Genomic DNA, 23644 nt, shown 5'->3' on the forward strand with positions numbered 1-23644 from the left:
TTTATGTAGGGGGTAAATTGTGTATGGTAGAAAGAAAATTATATAGAGATAATGAGGTGTATTTAGAAAACATTAAAAGTAATATTAGTAAAAGAAAAGTAAATTATAAAAAAATAATAGCTAATGTAATAAGATATGCTTTTATTATATTAGCAAGCATAATAGCTTTCTTTCCATTTTTGTGGATGATATCAAGTGCGTTAAAAGTAAAAGATGAAGTATTTCTTTTTCCACCTAAATTAATGCCTTCTAATCCACAATGGAACAATTTTATAGATGTATTCGAAGAAGCTCAATTTGGACAATATATGTTTAATAGTTTTTTTACTTCTTTTATTGAAGTGGTATTTCAAGTATTTACAGCAGCAATGATAGCATATGCGTTAACTTTGTTAGAGTTTAGAGGTAAAAGGTTACTATTTGGAGTGATAATGGCAATATATATGTTACCATCAGCAGTTACATATGTTCCATGTTATATTTTACTTTCTAATTTAAATTTAATAGATACACTTTCAGGATTGATAGTAAGCAATTTAGTTAGTATATTTGGAATATTTTTATTAAGACAAGCATTTTTACAGGTTAATAAAAGTTTAATAGAGGCTGCAAGAATAGATGGAGCTTCTCATTTTAAGATATTATGGAAGATAGTATTCCCAATAACAAAGCCAACCTTTGTAACTTTGATTTTAATAAATTTTGTTACTTATTATAATGATTATATGTATCCATCTCTAATTTTAAAGAATCCAGAAAAGTTTTTGATTTCATCAGGACTTAGACAATTTTTTATTGAAGGCGGAGCATATGGAATAAAATGGTCACAAGTTATGGCAGCAAGTACAATAACAATACTTCCATTATTAATATTGTTTGTAATTGCTCAAAAGTGGTTTATGAAAGGCATTGGCGATACAGGGGTGAAGGGATAGTTTTAGAAATTCGTTAATATTTTAGTATAAAGCTCACTGGACGGAGGAATTCACTTTAAGAACTCTAAAAACAAATACTAGTCTAATTAATGCATGCTCCCAATGAAACATTGTACTGTGTGAAAGTTCATGTTACCAAATATAAAATTTGGACATTTACTTTTGACAAGCAATTAATTCAACAAGTTTTTGTTAAGAGATTCTAAAAAGCAAATTCCAATGCCAGTCCGCCATTATACTAAAATATTAATAATCACCCAGTCCAACTTTAATTATGCATATATCAACACATGCTTTAATTTAATATATTCATTATAGTTTTATAAAGTTTTGGTGTTTTGTTGAATAGTGAGAATAGGATAATCCACTTAAATTCGTGGCTAGGGCTATTGTAGTATTTTTTTGATATATTCATAGCTTTATTTTTGATTAAGTTTATTGTTTCATGATCATCTGAAATATTATTTATACATCCAAAGTAAAGATCGATGATTGACCACATATACCATTTTAAAGTTTTAGCATATAAGTTTTCATCATTTAATTTATTCATGAATTTTACTTTTTCATCAAAAACATCTAGCATACATAATCTTTTTTTATCAAATTTAGCGTTCATTATACTGTCAGGAGTATTTCTATAGTAGTATAATTTTTTATTTGTATATACTAATTTGTTAGATTCAAATAATAATTTATACATTATAGCCTCATCTTCAAATATTCTCATATTAGGAAATCTTATTTCATTAAATAGTGATTTTTTATAAATTTTATTCCAAAGTACTACTGTTGAAACATACATTTCATTATATAAATTATTTAATGATTCTATATTATTGAAAGATATTATTATTTCTTTATTATCATTTGTAATTTTTTCATCTTCATTTTCTACTTTTATATAATTGCATTGTGAAATATCTGCATTATGTTCTTTTGCTAAATTAAATAGTGTTTCAAACATATTAGGTTCAATCCAATCATCACTATCAACAAAAGCTATAAATTCACCTTGAGCTATATCTAAACCAGCGTTTCTAGCAGTACTAGCACCACCATTTTCTTTATGAATAACTTTTATTCTATTATCATTTAGAGCTAGCTCATCACAAATTTTTCCACTGTTGTCAGGGGAACCATCATCTACTAATATTAATTCAAAGTTTTCTAAAGTTTGATTTAATATACTTGTGATAGAGTTATTTAAGTAATCTTCAGCTTTATATATTGGCATAATAATACTTATTAAAACTTCAGAGTTTTTAATATTGTCATTTAAGTTTTTATAATTTTTAATCATATTTTATTATCTCCATTATTTCTTAAGTATTGATTCTTAAACTATTTTATCATTATATACATTATTATGTTAGTACAAAATTCACTTTTTATTGTTCTTATGTTCTCATTTTGTTGACATAAGTCAATTTTGATAATAACATTAAAATGTATGCTGAAATAGGCATTATATTTTATTCTTTAGGAAATTATAAAAATCTTAAGTACATCGAGAAGGTGGCAAAAATGAGTAATATAGATGATACATCAAAAAAAAATTATCAAAATAAAGATACCGATGAAGAATATGAAAATTTAAGTTTAAAAGATGCTCAAATGTTGATGGTTAGTATTTTAAAGGATGTTGATAAGATATGTGAAAAACATGGATTAAAATACTTTTTAGATGCAGGAACTTTATTAGGAGCAGTTAGACATAAGGGATTTATTCCATGGGATGATGATATGGATATTGGAATGCTTAGAGATGACTATGAAAAGTTTCTTAAAATAGCTAAGGAAGATTTACCTAGCCATTTATTTTTACAAACTTTTGAAAGTGATAAATATTATGATATTTACCAAGTACCTTGTAAGGTTAGATATAATGGTACTGTACTTATTGAAAAAGCAATTGGAGAAAATGAAAAAATGCATAATGGTGTATATATAGATGTATTCCCTTATGATAGTTTACCAAAGCATAATTTTATTTATAAAATTCAAAGATCAATAAGTGGAAACATATTAAAAAGTTTCGTTAGATTGAGGGATATCCCAGAAAAATTAACTTTCAAAAATAAAATTACATTTTCTTTTTATAAAATAATAACAAAAATATTTACAGCTAAAAGAAGAAGAAAGTTTTTTGGAGCTTTAGTCAAATGGAATGATAAAAATTCAAAGTACATGGGATATGGCGTTGATACTGCATGGAGCGAATATATCTATAAAAAAGATGATTATTTTGATTTGATTAAATTAGAATTTGAAGGTGAACATTTTTATGGACCTAAAAATGCAGATGCAATTTTGACTGGGCTTTATGGTGATTATATGACATTACCAAAAGAAGAAGAAAGAGTATGGCATGCAAAAGAAATAAAAAAGCTTAAAAGTATTTAAACTTGTAATTTGAATTATACTATTATTATGAAGTACATGGGTGCATTTTAGCTAAAGGCACTAATATAGTAAACATTGCATATAATGATCAATATTAGTATAATTCAAATAGTAAAAAAATAATAATATTTAAAATGTAAGAAAAAAGTAAGAAATTTTAAATAAAAGATTCTAAAAAGTCATGTAGAATCTATTATAATAAATAAAGGGAGAGAATAATTTTGTTTAAAGTATCTATAATTACTCCTGTTTATAATGTAGAAGAGTGTATTGAAAAAAGTGTAAATTCTGTTATAAATCAAACTTGTAAAGAGTTTGAATTTTTGCTTATAGATGATGGTTCAAAAGATAGAAGTATTGAAATAGCAAAATCATTATTAGAAGGCTCAGATATAAACTTTAAGATTATAACTCAAGAAAATGCAGGAGTCAGTTGTGCTAGAAATAGAGGAATAAACATAGCCAGTGGAGAGTATATAACATTTTTAGATAGTGATGATTATATTGATTCTAGGTTTGTTGAACTTATGTATGAAAAAGCAAAGAAAACTGAATGCGATATTGTATTTTGTGACTATAGTGAAGTTGATAACAACGGGAATGTATTAGTTAAGAATAGAACTAATTACTTAAATGATTTCATATCAGGAAAAGAAGCAGCACTTTTACAGTTAAAGGATGAAATAACTATAGGCATGAGAAGTGCTATATATAAAAATTCTGTTATTCAAAATAATAATTTATTATTTGACACTAATAGAAAATATGGAGAAGATATGGTTTTTGTTGTAAAGGCATTACTATATTCAAATAAAGTTATAAGTGTAAATGAAATACTAGCTTTTTATGTAATATGGGGAAATTCTGTAACTCAAAATGTATCTTTAAAGCATCTTGATTGCTATTATTCATATATAGATTTATTAAATTATGTAAAGAAAGATAGCAATTTAAAAGAAATAGAAAATTTCTTATCAGAATTTAAAATACAATACTCGATATCACATGTTTTTTCAATTTTAGGTAAAGATCCTAATTTCCATAAGGATTTATTTAAATTTTTAAGTCAAGAGGATGTTAAGTCATATCTAAAAAATTATAAAATTCAAAAGTTTGATAAAAATAATATAAGATACTTAATTCAATGTAGTGGCATGAGATTTTGTCCAAAGCTACTAATAAATGTTTTAAATAAAATGAGATAATTAAAATAGAGTCTTACTTGCTGTAAGTTATGGCAAGAATCTCTCCAGACGGGAGGAAACTATAATGAAAAAATGGAAGACACTGATAATTATGATAATTGATATATTTATGGTAAATATGGCATACCTTTTTGCTATAAATATAACTTTAAGTGGAAGGTTCACAGAAATTGCAAAAATATATACAGAAGACGTTATAGCTGTAAGTTTAATATATTTAGTGTGTTTTTATTTATTTAAAATGTATGAAAGCTTGTGGCATTTAACTGGAACCGATGAATTTCTATTAGGTGTTGGAGGATCAATTTTAGCAGGGATAGTATCAATTGGATATACTAGATTTTGGGGTTCTGTCATACCATTAAATGTTTCGGTTGTAGGTATTCTTTTAAGTATTTTCTTTGTATTAGGTTATAGAATTTTATATAGAGTATATAGAAGAACACTTTTATACATACCATTTAAATATTCATCAGATCAAAGAAGAGTAATGATTGTTGGTGCTGGTTCAGCAGGAACTATGATTATTAATGAAATGATGGCAAGAAGAGAATTAAAATATAACCCTATAGTTCTTATTGATGATGATAAAGAAAAGCTTGGAAGAAGAATTTCAGGTGTAAAGATAGTAGGAAATAGATATGATATACCATGTGTAGTAGGAGAACAAGAAATTGATTTAATATTAATAGCAATTCCTTCTCTTGATTCAAAGAATAAAGCGGAAATTATTGATATCTGTAAAAAAACTAATTGTAAGCTTCAAATAATTCCTGGTATGTATGAAATACTAAGTGGAGAAGCAAATGTTAGTAGGATTAAAGATGTAGATTTAGAGGATTTACTAGGAAGAGATCCTATTGTATTAGATAACAAAGGTATTTCAGATTATATACAAGGAAAAACAATATTAGTTACTGGAGCAGGTGGATCAATAGGTTCTGAGCTTTGTAGGCAAATAGCAGTATATAATCCTAAAAGACTTATATTATTTGATATATATGAAAATAATATATATGATATTCAAAATGAATTAAAAGAAGAGTTCCCAGATATGAATCTTACTGTTTTAATTGGTTCAATAAGAGACAGACAAAGATTACATGAGGTATTTAATAAACATAAAATAAATGTTGTATTCCATGCAGCAGCGCATAAACATGTGCCATTAATGGAGGACAGTCCTAAAGAAGCTGTTAAGAATAATGTTTTTGGAACATTAAATTTAGCTACTGAAGCAAGCAAAGCTAATATTGATAGATTTGTAATGATTTCTACTGATAAAGCTGTTAATCCAACTAATATAATGGGAGCAACTAAAAGATTATGTGAAATGATTGTTCAAGCTATGGATAAACAATCAAAAACTGAGTTTGTTGCCGTTAGATTTGGAAATGTTCTTGGTAGTAATGGATCAGTAATTCCATTATTTAAAAAGCAAATAGCTAATGGTGGTCCAGTTACCCTTACTCATAAAAAAATAGTTAGATACTTTATGTTGATTCCAGAAGCAGCTCAACTAGTACTTCAAGCGGGTGCATTTGCTAAAGGCGGAGAAATATTTGTACTAGATATGGGAAAACCAGTTAAAATTTATGATTTAGCTTGCGATCTTATAAGACTTTCAGGTTTCGAACCTAATAGAGATATTAAAATAGTTGTTACTGGACTTAGACCAGGGGAAAAATTATACGAAGAACTTTTAATGAGCGAAGAAGGTTTAAAAGATACTGCACATCAAAAGATATATGTTGGAAAACCAACTTTTGAAGATATGGATACATTAAATTATAAACTTGAACAATTACGCAGATTATTAGAATTAAACGACATAAATGAAATTAAACATCAAATGCAAACTATTGTTCCAACATATCATTATAAAAATGAGGATGAAGTTGCAGCAGAAAATGCTGATAAGGAGTAATTATGAGTAGAGAAGATAAGACTAGAATTATATTTATAACACTGATATCGATAATTGCTATGATTTTTGGAGTAACTAATGGAAATTATGTAATACCTATTATGTATATAATAACCTTAGTTATATCATCATACATAGTGCAAGAAAAAGATATATATAATCAAATGTATGCAGTACTTTTAGTGTCGGCATTCTATGATTATACACTTTATGCACCAGGCATTCAAAGTGTATATATGTTTCATATAGTATTAGGCGTGTTTACCCTAATGTCACTATATAAACTAATAAAAGATAGAGATGTTATAAGACATATAGATAAGAAAGTTTTAATCATATATGTTATATGGTTTGTTTATATGTGTGCAAGTGTTTTTTGGGCAATGAGTAAAAGCCTATCTATTAAATATATAGCAATATATTTAATGATGTTTGCATTTATATTTAATATGATGGTTTATAATGTGAGCAAAGATAGACTTAAGAAAACAGTGAATTTATTATTATTTCTAATATCACTTATTACTTTAATTGCATTTATAGAGGTATTGTTAGGAAAGCAATTACCGATAAAACATTATGCTGATGCATTTATGGACGGATTACCTCAAAAGGATCAAAATCAAATAAATGCAAGACCAATGGCATTTTCGTTTAATCCTAACAATTTAGCGGCTACACTTGCTATATTATCGCCACTTTTCTTTTATGCTATTTATAGATGTAAAAATATTTTTGGGAAAGTATGGTATGTAGTAATATCAACTATAGTATTTATATTAATAGGTACAACAACATCAAGAACTGGATTTGCTTCAGCGGCATTTGGAGTAGGAGTTTTCTTAATTTTTTCAATATTTAATATTAAGAAAATTGGAGTTAAAAATATAATTTATCCACTTATATTATGTATTACTCTTTCATTATCTTATAAGTATAGTTATCTTGTTATGAATATAAAGCCTGTTGAGGGACAAGAGATAGTAGAAAATGGACTTAATAATAAGATGCATAGTTTAGAAAATATAGAATTTCAAGAAGGCGGAGAAGGTTCTGTTAATGTTAGATTTACTATAATAAATGATGTATTAAAAGGGACTATAACAGATAAAAATTATCTAGGATATGGTGTTGGAAATGTAGAAAATTTCATTAAAGAACAGAAGCATACAGGAAAAATATATAGTCCACATTGTTACGCAATAGAAATATTAGGTGACTTTGGATTACCTGGAGTAGCATTATATGGAATATATTATTTATATATTCTTATAGGAAATATAATTATTGGAATAAAAAAGAAGAGTATGGCATGTTTTGCAGCAGCAACCGGTCTTATTGCTTTTGCACCAGCAAGTTTTGGACCAAGTTCAATAACTTATGTATTTTCATATTGGATACTTATAGGTTTTGCAGTATCATGCATGCAAGTTTATAAAAGAAGTGATAATCAATATAATTCTAAATTATCAATGAAAGAATTTCATCTTTAAAATATATAAAAAAGGACTACAGTGGTAGTCCTTTTTTGTTGAGAGTTGAAAGTGGAAAGTTGAGAGTTTATGAAAAAATTCCTGATGGAATTTCAAATATATATTTTTAGAAAGTCTTTAAGACTTTCAACCAAAACTCTCAATTATCAATTCTCCACTTTCAACTAAAAAACGTGGCATAAAGCCACGTTTTTATTATTTCTTATAATTTTGAATTATATCTGTTATTTTTGAAGAAGTATCTCCATCACCAAATGCAGAGGCAGGAGTACCAGTTGGATTAAAGCTTTCAATAGCATTTAAAATTTTGTTAGAATCACTTCCAACAATAACATTCCAACCATTTTCTACGGTTTCAATCCATTCAGTTTCGTCTCTCATTGTAATACATGGTTTCTTTAAGAAATAAGCTTCTTTTTGAACTCCACCACTATCTGTTACAATCTTAGCAGAATTTTCTTGAAGAGAAATCATTTCTAAATATCCTACTGGATCAATTATTTTAATATTGTCTCCTACATGTAGATTGTATTCACTAATGAATTTCTTTGTTCTTGGATGAAGAGGTAATATTATTTTTTTGTTGCATTCACTTAATGCTTTTATTATTGAAGTAAGTCTTTCTAAACTATTTGTATTTTCAGCACGATGTATTGTTGAAAGTATGTAGCTATTTGGTGTTAAGTCTAAAGTTTCAGTAATATTAGATATTTCTTTAGCTTTTTCTTTAAATAAGTTTATAGCATCATACATTACATCACCAGCATTATAAACACCTTTTGTAATATTTTCTGTAGCTAAATTTTTAACTGCAGTTAATGTAGGTGCAAATAATAAATCAGAGATATGATCTGTTAAGATTCTATTTTGCTCTTCTGGCATTGCTTTATTAAAACTTCTAAGTCCAGCTTCAACATGTGCTACTGGAATTAATAATTTACTAGCACATAATGAACCAGCAAGAGTTGAATTAGTATCTCCATATACTAAAACCATATCAGGCTTTTCTTTTAGGTATATATCTTCAAGTGCACATAACATGCTTCCAGTTTGATTTCCATGATTTGAAGAACCAATATTTAAATTATAATCAGGTTTTGGAATACCTAATTCTTCAAAAAATATATCAGACATATTATTATCATAATGTTGACCAGTATGTACTAATATTTCACTATTTCCATTTTTTCTAATTTTATTTGAGACTGTTGCGGCTTTTATAAACTGTGGTCTAGCTCCGATTACAGTTAGTACTTTCATATAGTACGCCTCCTTAAGATTTAAATAATTGTTTTCATGAGTATTATTTTAGCATATCGGCACTATTAATCAAACTTAAATTATAATTAATTACATTAATTATATACTAATTGCTCAGTATTAATTGTAAACTATCAATGTGGACAATCGTGAGTTGAAATGGATAATTTGCTATGTTATTCTTAAACTATTACAACAATGGAGGGAAAATAATGAAAAACTGTTTAGTTCTTTTAACTAAAGTCTTTCCTTTTGATAAAGGAGAGGAATTTATTGAAGATGAAATACCAATGCTTTCAAAAGCTTTTGATAAAATAATTCTTATAGCTACTAGTACTGCAGATAATGCAATACAAACTAGAGAGGTTCCTGAAAATTTTGAAGTACATAGAATTAAAGCATCAGGAATAAAGCGTAAGTTACCTGTGAATGCAATAAAATTTTTCCCATTTTCAAAGTATAAAGGATATGTTTTAAAAGAGGAAAGCAACGAAGTTAAGGGATCATTAAAAAGAAGAGGTTACTTAACATACTTTTTAGCTAAGGCAGAGAGTGTATACAAAGAATGTGAGAATATTCTTATGAGTTCTGATATAAAGAGTTATGATAAAAAGACATTTTATAGTTACTGGTTATATGATATAGCATATGCAGTTATAAAATTAAAAGAAAAGTTTGGAGATAAAACTAGTAAAGTAGTAAGTCGTACACATAGATATGATCTTTATGCTGATAAAAATTCATTAAATTATTTACCACTTAGATATTATTTGCTTGAAAATTTAGATAAAGTATATCCATGTTCTGATGATGGTAGTAATTATTTAAAAGGTTTATACCCAGCTTATAAAGAGAAAATAAAAACAGCTTATCTTGGAACTAGAAACTATGGTATATCTAATTCATCAAATGATGGTGTGTATAGAATAGTTAGTTGTTGTCATGTGTCACCAGTTAAAAGAATTGATTTATTAGCAAAATCATTAGCAACATTAAAAGATTCTGGATTAAAATTAAAATGGATACATTTTGGTGCAGGGGATGGACTAGAGGAAGTAAAAGAGTACTCAAAAGAAAACTTAAGCTTTATGGATGTGGATTTTAAAGGATCAGTAAAGAATGAAGAATTGATGAATTATTATTCAAATAATCCAGTTGACTTATTTGTAAATACAAGTAGTTCAGAGGGTTTACCTGTAAGTATTATGGAAGCTTGTTCATTTGGAATTCCAACTATAGCTACTGATGTTGGAGGAACTAGCGAGATAGTAAGAAATGAAGAAACAGGATTTTTATTAGATGTTAATTTTAAACTAGAGGAATGTGGAAATAAGATTAGAGGAATGGCAGAACTTTCTGATGAAGAAAAGCAAAAATTTAGAGAGAAATGTCGTGAAATATGGTTAGAAAATTTCTGTGGTGAGAATAATTTCCAAGGCTTTTCGAAAGAAATACAACCATATTAAGATAAGTAGATTTATTAAAATATATAGGTTAGAACATGGTTGTTTTATATTTTGGTAAGATAAAAATATGAATAACCATGTTTCGTTTTTTATTCTTTAACTTAAAAAGTTTATAAAAACTATTGACTTTAGCATTCGATAGAACTACAATGGTTACAACAGGAGTGATAAAAATGAAAATAAGCAGTAGATTTTCTGTAGCAGTTCATATTTTATCTATACTATCTATGGAAGATAGCAATTTATGTACTTCTGAATGGATAGCAGGTAGTGTAAATACTAATCCAGTTGTTATACGAAGAGTAATGGGAATGTTAAAGAGAGCTGGTTTAGTTAATGTCATAGCAGGTGCTGGTGGAGCTTATTTATTAAAGGAGTTAGATCAAATAACATTGCTAGATGTATACAGAGCTGTAGAGGTTGTCAAAGAAGGAGAATTATTTCAATTTCATGAATCACCAAATATAAATTGTCCTATTGGTGCAAATATTCAAGGTGTGCTTGAAGGTGTACTATTAAGTGCTCAAGAAGCTATGGAACAAGTATTAGGAAATGTAACAATGGAATATATAGTTAAAGGCATAAGGAAAAAAATTGAGAAGTAAATCAATTTTTTTTAAAATAGATGTAACTTACATAGTTACAACTGTTAATAATTTTATAAATTGTTGCAAATTAATACTTACTATAGAAAACAAATTTTTTTGAAAATGTTGTAACTATATCAATTACAACAAAAGTAAGGAGGTTATTAAAATGACATTAAATATTAAGGTATATTCTGATTTTGTTTGTCCATTTTGTTTTTTAGGAAAGGAGACTTTAAGTCAGGCTGTAAAAGGAAAGGATGTAAATATTCAATGGATGCCATTTGAATTAAGACCAGAGCCATCGCCTAGAATTGATCCTTGGAAGGATTCTTCAAAATTAAATTCATGGAATAATTTTATTGAACCAATGGCAAAAAAATTAGGTATAGATATGAAATTACCCAAGCTTTCACCTCATCCATATACTAATTTAGCTTTTGAAGGATATCATTATGCAGTTGAGTTTGGAAAAGGAAATGAATATGTTGAAAGAGTTTTTAGAGGGTTCTTTGAAGAAGAATTAGATATTGGAAAAGTTGAAATATTATCTAAGTTAGCGGAAGAAATAGGTTTAAATAAAGAAAAATTTAGTGAGGTTTTAAATACTAGAAAATATAAAGATAAGCAAGAAGAAGTATTGAAGCAGGCTTATGAAGAGAGTAACATTACAGCCGTGCCTACAATATTTATAGGTGACGAAGTAGTACAAGGTATTACATCAAAAGAAAATTTAGAAGAAATAATAAAAAGACAATTGTTAAAAAATAATTAATTTTATAAATGGAAGGAAGATATATTATGAAAATTGCTTTAATTGGTTCAACAGGAAATGCGGGAAAGATGATCTTAAAAGAGGCTCTAAATAGGGGATATGAGGTTATTGCTATTGCAAGAGACAAATCAAAGGTAAAAGATACTAATGAAAAATTAACTGTTTTACAAGGGGATATTTTAAAATTAGATACATTAGAAAATAAATTAGAGGGAGTAGATGTTTTAGTTAGTGCTTTTGGGCCTAAATTTGGACAAGAGAATACACTAATAGATGCAACTAATAATTTAATAAGCTTGGTTAAAAAGTCAGGTGTTAATAGACTTGTAGCAATGGGTGGAGCTGGAAGTTTAAAAGTTGAAAGTGGTATTGAATTAGTTCAGACAGAAGGATTCCCTGAAGATTGGAAACCAATAGCATTAGCTCATTCAAAGTCTTTAGATATATATAGAAATGAAAAGGAAATAAATTGGACATATCTAAGTCCAGCAGCATTAATAGCACCAGGAGTAAGAACAGGAAAATATTCAGTTGGAGATGAATATTTAGTTGTAGATGAAAAGGGAAAAAGTGAAATTTCTTTTGAAGATTTTGCAGTAGCTATTATTGATGAAATTGAAACTCCTAAACATATAAAAAGTAGATTTACAGTAGCATATAAGTAAAATACAAATACTATAAGCAGAAATTTATATAAAAAAATTTTATGTATATTATTCGAAAAACATATTATTAATAACACATACTTTTTACTATAAAAAATTATAAATGTGTTAACTTGATTAAAAAATATATTACTTGATTAAAAAATATATTATATGTTGCAATTTAAAATATACAATAATAGAGTAAACATCTATTTGATTTATTTAAGATCTCTTATTGCAACATATAATATATAATTTTTTATTTTATACTTAAGTGTAAATAGTGTAATTCGATAATTTATATAAATGAGTTTATTAATTTTAGGGGAGTTTTGCGGAGAATATATATGTTACAAATAGAATTACGGGAGTGATAAAAATGTTGAAAAAGCTATCTTTTAAAATGAAATTATTAATTACGATTTTACCTGTTGTGATAATTGGAATGTCAATTTTGAGTTTTACAACATTTTATCAATTTAGAAAAAATATTGAGAATGAACTTATCAATAATAAATTAGAGGAAGGAAAAAAACTAACTGAGAATATAAACACTTGGCTAGAAGGGAAACTATTAGAAGTAAGAAGTTCTGCTAATACACCTACAGCAAAACTAATAGAAACAGATATTTCTGCTGTAGATAATTTTAATGCAGAAAGAATTAAATTTTTAGAAAAAAATTATCCGGGAGAATATGACAATGCAGCAGCAACTTTATTTAATAATGATGGTAAATCTAGAGCTCAATATTCAAATGGAAATTTTGTAAATGGTGATGTGTCAGAAAAAGCATGGTACAAAAATTTAATGAGTGGAGTGCCATATAATATATCTAATCCAGTAGTATCAAAGGGAACTGGTAAAACTTTGGTTGTAATAGGGGCCCCAATTAATAATGAATCAGAGCAAACAATAGGAACAATGATATCTGCTGTAAATCTTTTACATATTCAGGAAAAGGTTAAGGAATTTAAATATGGTGATAAAGGATATAGTTTATTAATAGGAAATGATGGAACCATTCTTGAACATCCAGATGAGTCATTAGTAATGAAAACAAAAATATCAGAAATACAAGATGAAAATATACAATCATTAGGAAAAGAAATGATGGAAAAAGAATCTGGTGTATTTAGATTTGGAAATGGAGATAATAAATCCATTGTATTTTACAATAAAGTTCCATTATCAGGCTGGAGTGTAGCAAGTGTTGTATCTGAAAAAGAATTATTTGCTTCTTCAAATAGGTTAATGACAATTTTACTTTTCATAACAATAGCAATTGTATTTATTATAGCACTTGTAATAGCATTTGTAGCAAAACAAATGACATTGCCATTAACTAAGTTGTCTGATTTTGCAGAAGAAATTGCATTGGGGAATCTTACAAATGAATTAGAAATTCACGGACAAGATGAAATTTCCAAAGTAACAAAAGGATTAAACAATACAGTTTTAAAACTTAAGGAAATGATAGGTGACATAAGTAGTTCAGCTGATGAGGTTATGGTAGTATCTAATAGTTTAGCGTCAGCAACAAGTGAATCATTAAAGGGAAGTGAAGATGTTTCACGAAGTATGCAAGAAATAGCAACAGGTGCTGTATCTCAAGCAGAAGGAGCAAGTAAAGCATCTATTGTAACAGGAGAATTAGTTGAAGATATAAATGAAGTATTTAAAAAGTGTAACTATATGATAAATATAGTAGAAAAATCAAGTGATATGAGTATCACAGTTTCACAAGGAGTTAAAGAAGCTGTAGATAGTATAAAGAATATAGCTGCAACTAATAAACATAATGTTGAAGAAATACAAAATTTATTAGAGCAATCTAGAGAAATTGGACAAATTGTAGATGTAATAAGTGGTATAGCTGAACAAACTAATCTTTTATCACTTAATGCAGCCATTGAAGCAGCTAGAGCCGGTGAACAAGGCAGAGGATTTGCTATAGTTGCAGATGAAGTAAGAAAATTAGCAGAACAATCAAGTAATTCTTCAAAAAGGATATCAGAACTTATTAGCGGGGTTCAAAAACAAATTGAAATCATATCAAATAAAATGGATGCTGGAACAAGTGAAGTTATGCATGGAGTTAAAATGGCAACATTAGTTGGTAATGATTTTGAAGAAATAGAAAAAGCATTTAATGAAGTTAATAGTGTTGTATCAGATGTATCACAGGCCACTAATAGAATGGAAAAGAAAGTGAATGTAACAGCTGATATTATAAATAATGTTGCAGCCGTAACAGAAGAGAATGCAGCATCTACAGAAGAGGTTACTGCATCAAATGAAGAGCAAACTGCTTTTATGCATCAAATTGTAGAATCAACTTATACATTAGAAGAATTAGTTGAAAAACTTAACAATACAGTAGAGAAGTTTAAATTATCATAGACTTAAAAGTAAATTATATGTTAAAAGCTTATAATCTTATAAAATAAAGATTGTAAGCTTTTTATTTATTTAATTCTTATGGATTTAAATAAAATTTTTTTTATGTTATAATCTACTAGAATTATAAACAAAAATTTTATCTTAGATGGGATTTTTACTCTATTTGAGACTTAGAAATTGTTATATTCATAAGGAATTAGCATTCATAATACTCCTACTTTTACAGGTAGGAGTATTATGAATGCTAGCTATGAGATAAAAAATATTAGTATAATGTAAATATGAAAAGTATAACAAATGGAATTGAAAAAACAATATAGTTTCTATTTATAAGTATGTAAATGTTAAGTTATATATTACATAATTTAAGGAGAGAATTTTAAATGAATATTTTACTTATAAACCACTATGCTGGTTCTGATTATCATGGAATGGAATTTAGACCATATTATATGGCTAGAGAATGGAAAAACATGGGGCACAATGTTACTATATTAGGTGCTGATTTTTCTCATTTAAGAAAAAACAATCCTAAGATTACAAAGGATTTTGAAGAAGAAATAATAGATGGAATTACATATGTATGGGTGAAAACACCAGAATACAGTGGAAATGGAATTGGAAGAATAAAAAACATATCAACTTTTATGTATAAATTAAGAATGAATTATAAAAAAATTGCAGATAAGTATAAACCGGATGCAGTTATAGCATCATCTACATATCCTTTAGATATATATCCAGCTCATAGAATAGCTAAGAGATGTGATGCAAAACTTTGTTTTGAAATACATGATTTATGGCCACTTAGTCCTATGGAAATTGGAGGATTTTCTGAAAAAAATCCAGCAATAGTAGTACTTCAAAGAGCTGAAGACTTTGCTTATAAAAATTCAGATGTTATCGTATCAATTTTACCTAATGCAGATAAGCATATAAGAGAAAGAGGATTTTCAACTGATAAGTATGTGTATGTTCCAAATGGAATAATACTTGGTGAAAAGAAAAATCCACCAACAGAAAAGACTATTGAAAGACTTAAAGAATTAAAAGAGCAAGGTTATTTCTTAGTTGGATATACAGGAAATCATTCACCAGCAAATGTATTAGATACAATGATAGATGCAGCAAAGAAAACTAAAGATGAAAAAGTTAAGTATGTTTTAGTTGGAAAAGGTAATGTCAAAGATGAGTTAATTAATTATGCAAAAGCTAATGATGTAAAAAATGTAGAGTTTTTAGATCCAGTATTAAAAGATAATATGGATAATGCATTACAATTATTAGATATTTGTTATATAAGTTTAAAGAAACAAAACTTATTTAATTACGGGGTTAGTCCAAATAAATTATTTGATTATATGATGGCAGCAAGACCTGTAATTTATGCAATAGAAGCTTCAAATGATCCAGTTAAGGATTCTAACTGTGGAATAACAGTACCAGCGGAAGATCCTGAAGCAGTAGTTGAAGCAGTATTAAAAATTAAAGAATTAAGTGATGATGAAAAGGATAAAATGGGTCAAAACGGAAATGACTATGTATTAAAAAATCATACTTATCATGGTTTAGCAGTGAAATTTTTAAATGCTTTAAAGAAATAAGTTAAGAATTTATGAAGAATTAATATATTTACAACTTAAGTTATTTAAAAATGATAAAATATCTATTAAATATATTGTTGATAAATTATGCAATAATATAGAAAAAATTTATAACAGTAAATTTAGAATTGATTTTGTAGGAGTGTATTCATGAACAATTTTAATAAGATAGTTAAGAGAGTATTTGATTTTATATGCTCTACTTTAGGAATAATAATTTTAAGTCCAATATTTATTTTAATATCTATTATGATAAAAACAGGATCTGATGGTCCAGTATTTTTTAAACAGATAAGAGTCGGAGAAGATGGCAAGGACTTTGAAATATTAAAGTTTAGAACTATGGTAGTTGATGCTGAAAAATTAGGAAAGCAAATAACTGTAGGAAATGATAATAGAATTACTAAAATAGGTTCATTTTTAAGAAAATATAAATTAGATGAATTACCACAATTAATAAATGTATTTAAAGACGATATGAGCTTAGTTGGACCAAGACCTGAGGTGCCAAGGTATGTTAAGATGTATAATGATGAGCAAAGAAAGGTACTTGAAGTAAAACCAGGAATAACTGATTTGGCATCTATAAGATATAAGGATGAAAATGCGCTGCTTGGAAAAGCTGAAAATCCAGAAGAATTTTACATAAATACAATTATGCCTAATAAATTAGCATTAAATTTAGAATACATAAACAAAAGTAATGTATTTTTTGATATTTATATAATAGTAAAAACTATATTAAAATGTATATAGAAAAACTATGTAATTAAAATAAAGTTGATATTGTAGTATAAACAATATTCTTAAGCTTAAGAGTAATTTACAGTAAGCTTATAGGTCAAGTGTTATAATTTATAATAAAATTTAAGCATATTAAATATATAGAAAAGGTCGTGTAGTATTATGAAAAAATTAAAATTTGCGATTATTGGTTGTGGAAGAATTTCTTATAAACATGTTGAAGCTTTATCAAAAAATATTGAAGAAGCAGAATTAGTTGCAACATGTGACGTTATGTTAGAAAAAGCAGAAGCGAAAAAAGCTGAATACATAGAAAAATGTGGAGTATCACAAGATACTGTTCATGCATATTCAGACTACAAAGAAATGGTTGAAAAAGAAGATATAGATGTTGTTACAATAGCCACTGAAAGTGGATATCATGCAGAAATAGCTATTTACTGTATGAAAAAAGGAATAAATACATTAATAGAAAAGCCAATGGCTATGTCAATTGAAGATGCTAATGAAATGATTAAAGTAGCAGAAGAAAACAATGTTAAGCTTGCAGTTTGTCATCAAAATAGATTTAATAAGCCAATTAAAAAGTTAAGAGAAGCTATTGAACAAAATAAATTTGGTAGATTAGTTAATGGTACAGCAAGAATCCTTTGGAATAGAAATATGGGATACTATGAACAAGCACCTTGGAGAGGAACTTGGGAATTAGATGGTGGAACATTAATGAATCAATGTATACATAATATAGATTTACTTCAATGGATGATGGGTGGAGAAATCGAAAGAGTATACGCTGAATGTGATACTTATTTAAGAGACATTGAAGCAGAAGACTTTGGAGCAATAATTATAAGATTTAAAAATGGAGCTATTGGTATTGTTGAGGGTTCAGCTTGTGTTTATCCAAAGAATTTAGAAGAGACTTTAAGTATTTTTGGAGAAACTGGAGCAGTTTGCATTGGAGGTCTTGCAAATAATGAACTTGAAACTTGGAGATTTGATGGCGAAAATGAAGAAGCTGTTAAAGAAGAAGTTAATGTTAAAATAGACAATGTATATGGCGAAGGACACACACCATTATTTAAGGATGTAATAGATGCTATAAATAACAATAGAAAGCCTTTAATAGCCGGTGAAGAGGGAAGAAATGCTATGTCTATAATTCTTGCAGCATATAAATCAAGAAAGACTGGTATGCCAGTGCAATTTCCATTAGAAAACTTTAGTACTTTAGATATGAAAGATGAGTTTAAAGGAAGAAAGTAATTAAAACAAAATGCAGAAGGAATTTTTCCTTCTGCATTTTGTTTTAATAAAGATATTTATTATATTAATGAACTTGCATCTTGTTTTCTTAGTGGAAATATAATATATCCTATTAAGATAGAAATTATAGTTGGAATAAGCCATGCAAATCCTAACTTTCCAAGAGGAATAAAGTTTAAATTAATAGATGGTATTATTTCTAATATTCCAAATACTAATGAGGTATAAACACCTATTCTAACTGCTTTTATGTTTGTTATATAATTATTAGCTAGTGTAGTAACTATTAAAGTTATAGTTACTGGATATAAGATAGTTAAAATAGGACCAGATATTTTAACTATTTTATCAACACCAAGAGAACCAATTATAATACTTATTAATGAAATTACTAATGCATTCATTTTATAAGATAGTTTTCCATTAGATGCTTTTTCAAAAAATGAAGAACCAGCAGTTAATAATCCTATAGAAGTTGTTAAACAAGCAAGGCCAATAGCAATTCCTATTATAGTAGTACCAATATTACCTAATATATCATTTGAAATTAATAATAGTAAGCTTGTTTTAGATAAATCTGGAATTTCAACTCCACTTGTTTGAGCACCTAAAAACATTAAACCACCATAAATGAATGCTAAACCAATTACAGCAACACCGCTTGATTTTAAGGTCATAGGAAGTAATTCTTTGTTCGAATATTTTTTTTCTTTAAGTGTATTTGTAATAACTGTAGCAAATAATAACCCAGCTAATGCATCCATTGTTTGATAGCCTTCTATAAATGAAGATGACAATACAGCGGTTACATTAGTAGAAACAACATGTCCTATAGGGGATATTATACCTTTCACAATTATAAATGTTAATATAAGTATTAACATGGGAGTAAGGTATTTACCAATAGTATCAATTATAGAAGATCTCTTTAGTACAAAAATTAGATTTATTCCAAAATATATTATCATTGAAACAAGAGGACTAAGACTAGGTACTAAAGGACTTATTGTTAATTCATATGTAGTTGCAGCAGTTCTAGGAATTGCAAGCATAGGACCAATTGCTATAAATAATATTGTCGCAAAAATTATAGCGAATTTTGGACCTATTTTAGAAGCCATAGTTTCAAATGTACCATCACCTTTTGTTGCAGCTATTATAGCAAGAAGCGGTAATCCAACTCCAGTACAGACAAATCCTATGATACCTAAAATATATTGATCACCAACCATGTGACCTAAAAATGGTGGGAATATTAAATTACCAGCACCAAAAAACATAGCAAATAAAGCAAATCCTATTATAATTATATCTTTTGTGTTTTTTTTCATAATAGTTTCCTCCTAAAATTATTGAGAATATTATATGTAATACTAATTATTATTAATAAGTGATACTTTTAGATATTAACATAACATTAGTATATCCTCAATACAAAATAACAATATATGACCAGTAATTTAAATTAAAACAATAATAAAAATATTATAATTTTATAAAAATATTAAAAAAACATTTAAATATTTAAAAATTAAGCAAGTATATATTAAGAGTTTCTATTACATATTAACACTTTAGTAAATATGTGATAACATAAGAATAGTTAAAATTATAAGTAAAAACTTTATTTAGGGCACAATCAAAAAAATATAACCTTATGAGAGGAAGATATAAAGATGAAAGTTAAAAAAGCGATTATTCCAGCAGCTGGACTTGGAACAAGATTTTTACCAGCTACTAAAGCACAACCTAAAGAAATGTTACCAATAGTTGATAAACCAACAATTCAATACATAATTGAAGAAGCCGTTGCATCGGGCATTGAAGAAATACTTATTATAACAGGGAGAAATAAAAAGTGTATAGAAGATCACTTTGATAAATCTATAGAATTAGAATTTGAATTAGAAAAGTCAGGTAAAGAAGAACTTTTAGAATTAGTAAGAAATATTTCAGATATGGTTGATATACATTATATTAGACAAAAAGAACCTAAAGGATTAGGTCATGCAATTCATTGTGCAAAAACATTTGTAGGCAATGAACCTTTTGCAGTTTTATTAGGTGATGATGTTGTTGATAGTGAAGAACCATGTTTAAAACAATTAATAGATTGTTTCAGTGAATATAATACTACTATTTTAGGTGTTCAAACTGTAGCGGAAGAAAACGTATCAAAATACGGAATAGTTGATGGAATCCATATAGAAGATAGAGTCTATAAAGTAAAGGATTTAGTTGAAAAGCCATCAACAGAAGAAGCACCTAGCAATGTAGCAATTTTAGGAAGATATATAATAACTCCTGAAATATTCAATATATTAGAAAATACAAAGCCAGGAAAAGGTGGGGAAATTCAATTAACTGATGCATTAAAAACTTTAATCAGTAAAGAAGCTATGTATGCGTATAATTTTGAAGGAAGAAGATATGATGTAGGAGATAAACTTGGGTTCTTACAAGCAACAGTAGAATTTGCGTTAAAAAGAGAAGAACTAAGAGAACCTTTTATAGAATATCTAAAAAGTAATCCATGGGATGAAAAATAAATAATTATATAGTATAAATATAATTAAGTAATTAAGCATAAAAATCATTTAAAACAGAGTCTTATATTATTAAGTTTTAAATAGTTTTTATGCTTTTTATTGTTAAATTAAGTTGTATATTTTTAAATTTAATTAAAAATTTAAAAATAAATTTCATATATAAGGATAATAAATGCTTAAGTAGATAATAAAATTGTCGATATTTATATTATAAAACAATAAAAGGGGATAGTTATAATGAAGGCTAATAAAAAAGTAGATATTAAGTTAAAGTTTAGATCTATTAAAAATAAATTGGTTGCAATAATGATAAGTATTGCAGCAATTCCTATATTAGTATTAGGTATTTCATCACTTACTGGATTTACGATTTCAAGTAATAATGAATTTAAGAAAAGTGGGATTAGTTTAGGACAATCTGTTAAAGAAAATGTAAATTCAAAATTTAATACTGTAGAAGAGGTTATGGATTACATAATAAATAATAATACCTTTGATGATACTGAAGAATCAAACAGAAAGATAAATGAAGATTTTGAATTATTTAAAGAAGGAAATAAAGATATAGTTACAGCGTATTATTACAGTGAAAATAGTAAAAATTTTGTAATGTATCCTTATGAGGATATGCCTAAGAGTGATTATACAACTAGAGATTGGTATATAAAAGCAAAGGAAGCAAAGGATAAATTTGGTATAACAGATGTATATGAAGATATAAGTAATAAAGAGTATGTGGTTACTATTTCTAAAACTGTTGTTAAGGACAATAAATTTCTAGGGGTTTTATGCGCAGATTTTAATTTAAGCAGTATTGCAAAATCAATATCTAATATTAAATATGGTGAAAATGGGATTTTAGCAATATTTGATCAAAACGGTACAGTAATTGCACATACAAATAGTGAATACATAGGAAATAATAATATAACCAATAATTCACAGTGGAATAACATACTAAATGTAAATGAAGATTTTATAGATATGAATATTGAGGGGTCTGAATATAAAGTTAATTTTACAACATTAGATAAAATTGGATGGAAAATATTGCTGGAAATTCCTGAATCAGAATTTAAAGAAGCTCAAAAAAGCTATAAAATAGTTTTATTTATAACAGCAATTATATTGTTAACACTTGCAATAATTTTAGGAAGAGTATTTTCTATTAAATTAGCTAAAAATATAATTAAGATTAAAAAAGCAATAGGAAAGACAGCAACTGGAGATTTTAGTGAAAAAATCAGCATTTTAACTGGTGATGAATTAGAAGAATTAGCTGTGAGTTTTAATGACATGCAAGAAAATGTTTCAGGATTAATTTATAATATTGATAATTCTATTAAAGAGGTTAATGATACTTCGGTTAATTTATCTAGTATGAGTGAAGAGGTATCATCAGCAATTTCTCAAGTAGCAGATACTATTGGTGAAATTTCTAAGGGAAGTATGGAATCGGCACAAAATCTTGAGATTTTATCAAGTAATTTAGAAGATGTATCAACTGAAATAAATACAATTAATACTGCAAGTAAAAATATAAATAATTTAGCAATAGATACTAATAATTTAAGTAAAGAAGGACTTGATATGATAAAGACTATTATGGATAAATCAAGTCAAACTAAAGAAAGTACAATTGATGTTAGCAATGTAGTTTCTATCGTTGCAGAAAGTGTACAAAGTATTGCATTTATGAATGAAGCAATAGCTAAAATTACTGAACAAACTAATCTATTAGCATTAAATGCTGCAATAGAAGCAGCAAGAGCAGGCGAAGCTGGAAAAGGATTTGCAGTTGTAGCAGATGAAATAAGAAAATTAGCAGAGCAAACAGCACAATCAGCTAAAGAGATAGATAAAACAATAAAAACAGTTTCTACAAATGTTGATAGAGCAGTTTACCAAGTAAAAGAAACTAGTAAAGCAGTGCAAAGTCAAGAAGAATCAGTTTTAAATGCAGAAAATATTTTCAATAATATATTATTATCAATAGATGATTTAACAAATAAATTAGAAGAAATTACATCTGGAGTTGAGGAGGTTACTTTAAAGAAAGATAATATTGTAAATCAAGTTCAAAATTTATCAGCTATAGGAGAAGAAACAGCAGCAGGAACAGAAGAAGTATCAGCATCATCAGAAGAAGTATCAGCATCTACTGATGAATTTGTTAAATATGCAGGTGAATTAAAAGAGTTATCAAATAGCTTAAATGATGAAATACAACAATTTAAGCTTAAATAAAAGGATTCGTTGACATATATAAAAAGATATGATTAATCCAGTAATAAATTAATGATTTTGTACTGAGTTTTAAATCATATCTTTTTATTTTTACTAATTTTTAAAATGTTAATATTTTTTTATTAAGATTTA

At 27.1% G+C, this 23644-nt stretch carries 18 protein-coding genes; 15 read left to right on the forward strand and 3 right to left on the reverse strand.

The genetic code is table 11. From position 1 onward, the window contains the following. The first annotated feature begins 23 nt into the window (after window positions 1-23). Entirely contained in the window at window positions 24-935 is a 912-nt protein-coding gene (locus tag NG901_RS01050) for a carbohydrate ABC transporter permease (protein ID WP_252211794.1), read from the forward strand. A 295-nt stretch (window positions 936-1230) separates the two neighbouring features. On the opposite strand, the gene NG901_RS01055 is transcribed toward NG901_RS01050, so the two are convergent. Further along, window positions 1231-2238: a glycosyltransferase family 2 protein gene (locus NG901_RS01055; RefSeq protein ID WP_252211795.1), complete on the reverse strand. Its 1008-nt coding sequence runs from the start codon at window positions 2236-2238 to the stop codon at window positions 1231-1233. A 224-nt stretch (window positions 2239-2462) separates the two neighbouring features. Between NG901_RS01055 and NG901_RS01060 the strand changes: the two genes are divergently transcribed. From NG901_RS01060 to NG901_RS01075, 4 genes are all read left to right on the forward strand, one after another. After that, window positions 2463-3341 (forward strand): LicD family protein, encoded by an 879-nt coding sequence (locus tag NG901_RS01060; RefSeq protein ID WP_252211796.1) that lies wholly within the window; start codon window positions 2463-2465, stop codon window positions 3339-3341. Window positions 3342-3562: 221 nt separating this feature from the next. Further along, window positions 3563-4546, forward strand: a complete 984-nt coding sequence (locus NG901_RS01065) for a glycosyltransferase family 2 protein (protein WP_252211797.1) — start codon at window positions 3563-3565, stop codon at window positions 4544-4546. Window positions 4547-4610: 64 nt separating this feature from the next. After that, window positions 4611-6473 carry a nucleoside-diphosphate sugar epimerase/dehydratase gene (locus tag NG901_RS01070; protein ID WP_252211798.1) on the forward strand — a complete coding sequence of 621 codons (1863 nt, stop codon included), beginning with the start codon at window positions 4611-4613 and terminating at the stop codon, window positions 6471-6473. Window positions 6474-6475: 2 nt separating this feature from the next. Beyond that, window positions 6476-7966, forward strand: a complete 1491-nt coding sequence (locus NG901_RS01075; protein WP_252211799.1) for an O-antigen ligase family protein — start codon at window positions 6476-6478, stop codon at window positions 7964-7966. A gap of 195 nt (window positions 7967-8161) precedes the next feature. Here NG901_RS01075 and wecB read toward each other — a convergent pair whose 3' ends face one another. Continuing rightward, window positions 8162-9226 carry a non-hydrolyzing UDP-N-acetylglucosamine 2-epimerase gene (wecB, locus tag NG901_RS01080; protein ID WP_252211800.1) on the reverse strand — a complete coding sequence of 355 codons (1065 nt, stop codon included), beginning with the start codon at window positions 9224-9226 and terminating at the stop codon, window positions 8162-8164. 212 nt (window positions 9227-9438) lie between these two features. Here wecB and NG901_RS01085 point away from each other — a divergent pair, with 212 nt between their 5' ends. The 8 genes from NG901_RS01085 (at window position 9439) to NG901_RS01120 (ending at window position 18716) form a co-directional block, all read left to right on the forward strand. After that, entirely contained in the window at window positions 9439-10692 is a 1254-nt protein-coding gene (locus NG901_RS01085) for a glycosyltransferase (RefSeq protein WP_252211801.1), read from the forward strand. A 173-nt stretch (window positions 10693-10865) separates the two neighbouring features. Then, complete coding sequence (locus tag NG901_RS01090; protein WP_252211802.1) at window positions 10866-11297, forward strand: Rrf2 family transcriptional regulator; 432 nt, start codon at window positions 10866-10868, stop codon at window positions 11295-11297. A 151-nt stretch (window positions 11298-11448) separates the two neighbouring features. Further along, window positions 11449-12054, forward strand: a complete 606-nt coding sequence (locus NG901_RS01095) for a DsbA family oxidoreductase (RefSeq protein WP_252211803.1) — start codon at window positions 11449-11451, stop codon at window positions 12052-12054. A 26-nt stretch (window positions 12055-12080) separates the two neighbouring features. Continuing rightward, window positions 12081-12719, forward strand: coding sequence for an NAD(P)-dependent oxidoreductase (locus tag NG901_RS01100; RefSeq protein WP_252211804.1), 639 nt, complete (start codon window positions 12081-12083; stop codon window positions 12717-12719). Window positions 12720-13083: 364 nt separating this feature from the next. Further along, on the forward strand, window positions 13084-15102 hold the full coding sequence (locus NG901_RS01105) for a methyl-accepting chemotaxis protein (RefSeq protein ID WP_252212094.1): 2019 nt from the start codon (window positions 13084-13086) through the stop codon (window positions 15100-15102). Between the two features lie 383 nt (window positions 15103-15485). Further along, window positions 15486-16706: a glycosyltransferase family 4 protein gene (locus NG901_RS01110; protein ID WP_252211805.1), complete on the forward strand. Its 1221-nt coding sequence runs from the start codon at window positions 15486-15488 to the stop codon at window positions 16704-16706. Window positions 16707-16856: 150 nt separating this feature from the next. After that, complete coding sequence (locus NG901_RS01115) at window positions 16857-17462, forward strand: sugar transferase (protein ID WP_252211806.1); 606 nt, start codon at window positions 16857-16859, stop codon at window positions 17460-17462. A gap of 150 nt (window positions 17463-17612) precedes the next feature. After that, window positions 17613-18716, forward strand: a complete 1104-nt coding sequence (locus tag NG901_RS01120) for a Gfo/Idh/MocA family protein (protein ID WP_252211807.1) — start codon at window positions 17613-17615, stop codon at window positions 18714-18716. Window positions 18717-18775: 59 nt separating this feature from the next. On the opposite strand, the gene brnQ is transcribed toward NG901_RS01120, so the two are convergent. Then, entirely contained in the window at window positions 18776-20047 is a 1272-nt protein-coding gene (gene brnQ, locus NG901_RS01125; protein ID WP_252211808.1) for a branched-chain amino acid transport system II carrier protein, read from the reverse strand. 345 nt (window positions 20048-20392) lie between these two features. On the opposite strand from brnQ, the gene galU reads away from it, so the two are divergent. Next, window positions 20393-21265: a UTP--glucose-1-phosphate uridylyltransferase GalU gene (gene galU, locus NG901_RS01130; protein ID WP_252211809.1), complete on the forward strand. Its 873-nt coding sequence runs from the start codon at window positions 20393-20395 to the stop codon at window positions 21263-21265. A gap of 237 nt (window positions 21266-21502) precedes the next feature. After that, entirely contained in the window at window positions 21503-23512 is a 2010-nt protein-coding gene (locus tag NG901_RS01135) for a methyl-accepting chemotaxis protein (RefSeq protein ID WP_252211810.1), read from the forward strand. The last annotated feature ends 132 nt before the right edge of the window (window positions 23513-23644 follow it).

Origin of the sequence: Clostridium sp. CMCC3677 (assembly GCF_023845585.1) — a bacterium.
GTDB lineage: Bacteria > Bacillota > Clostridia > Clostridiales > Clostridiaceae > Clostridium > Clostridium aquiflavi.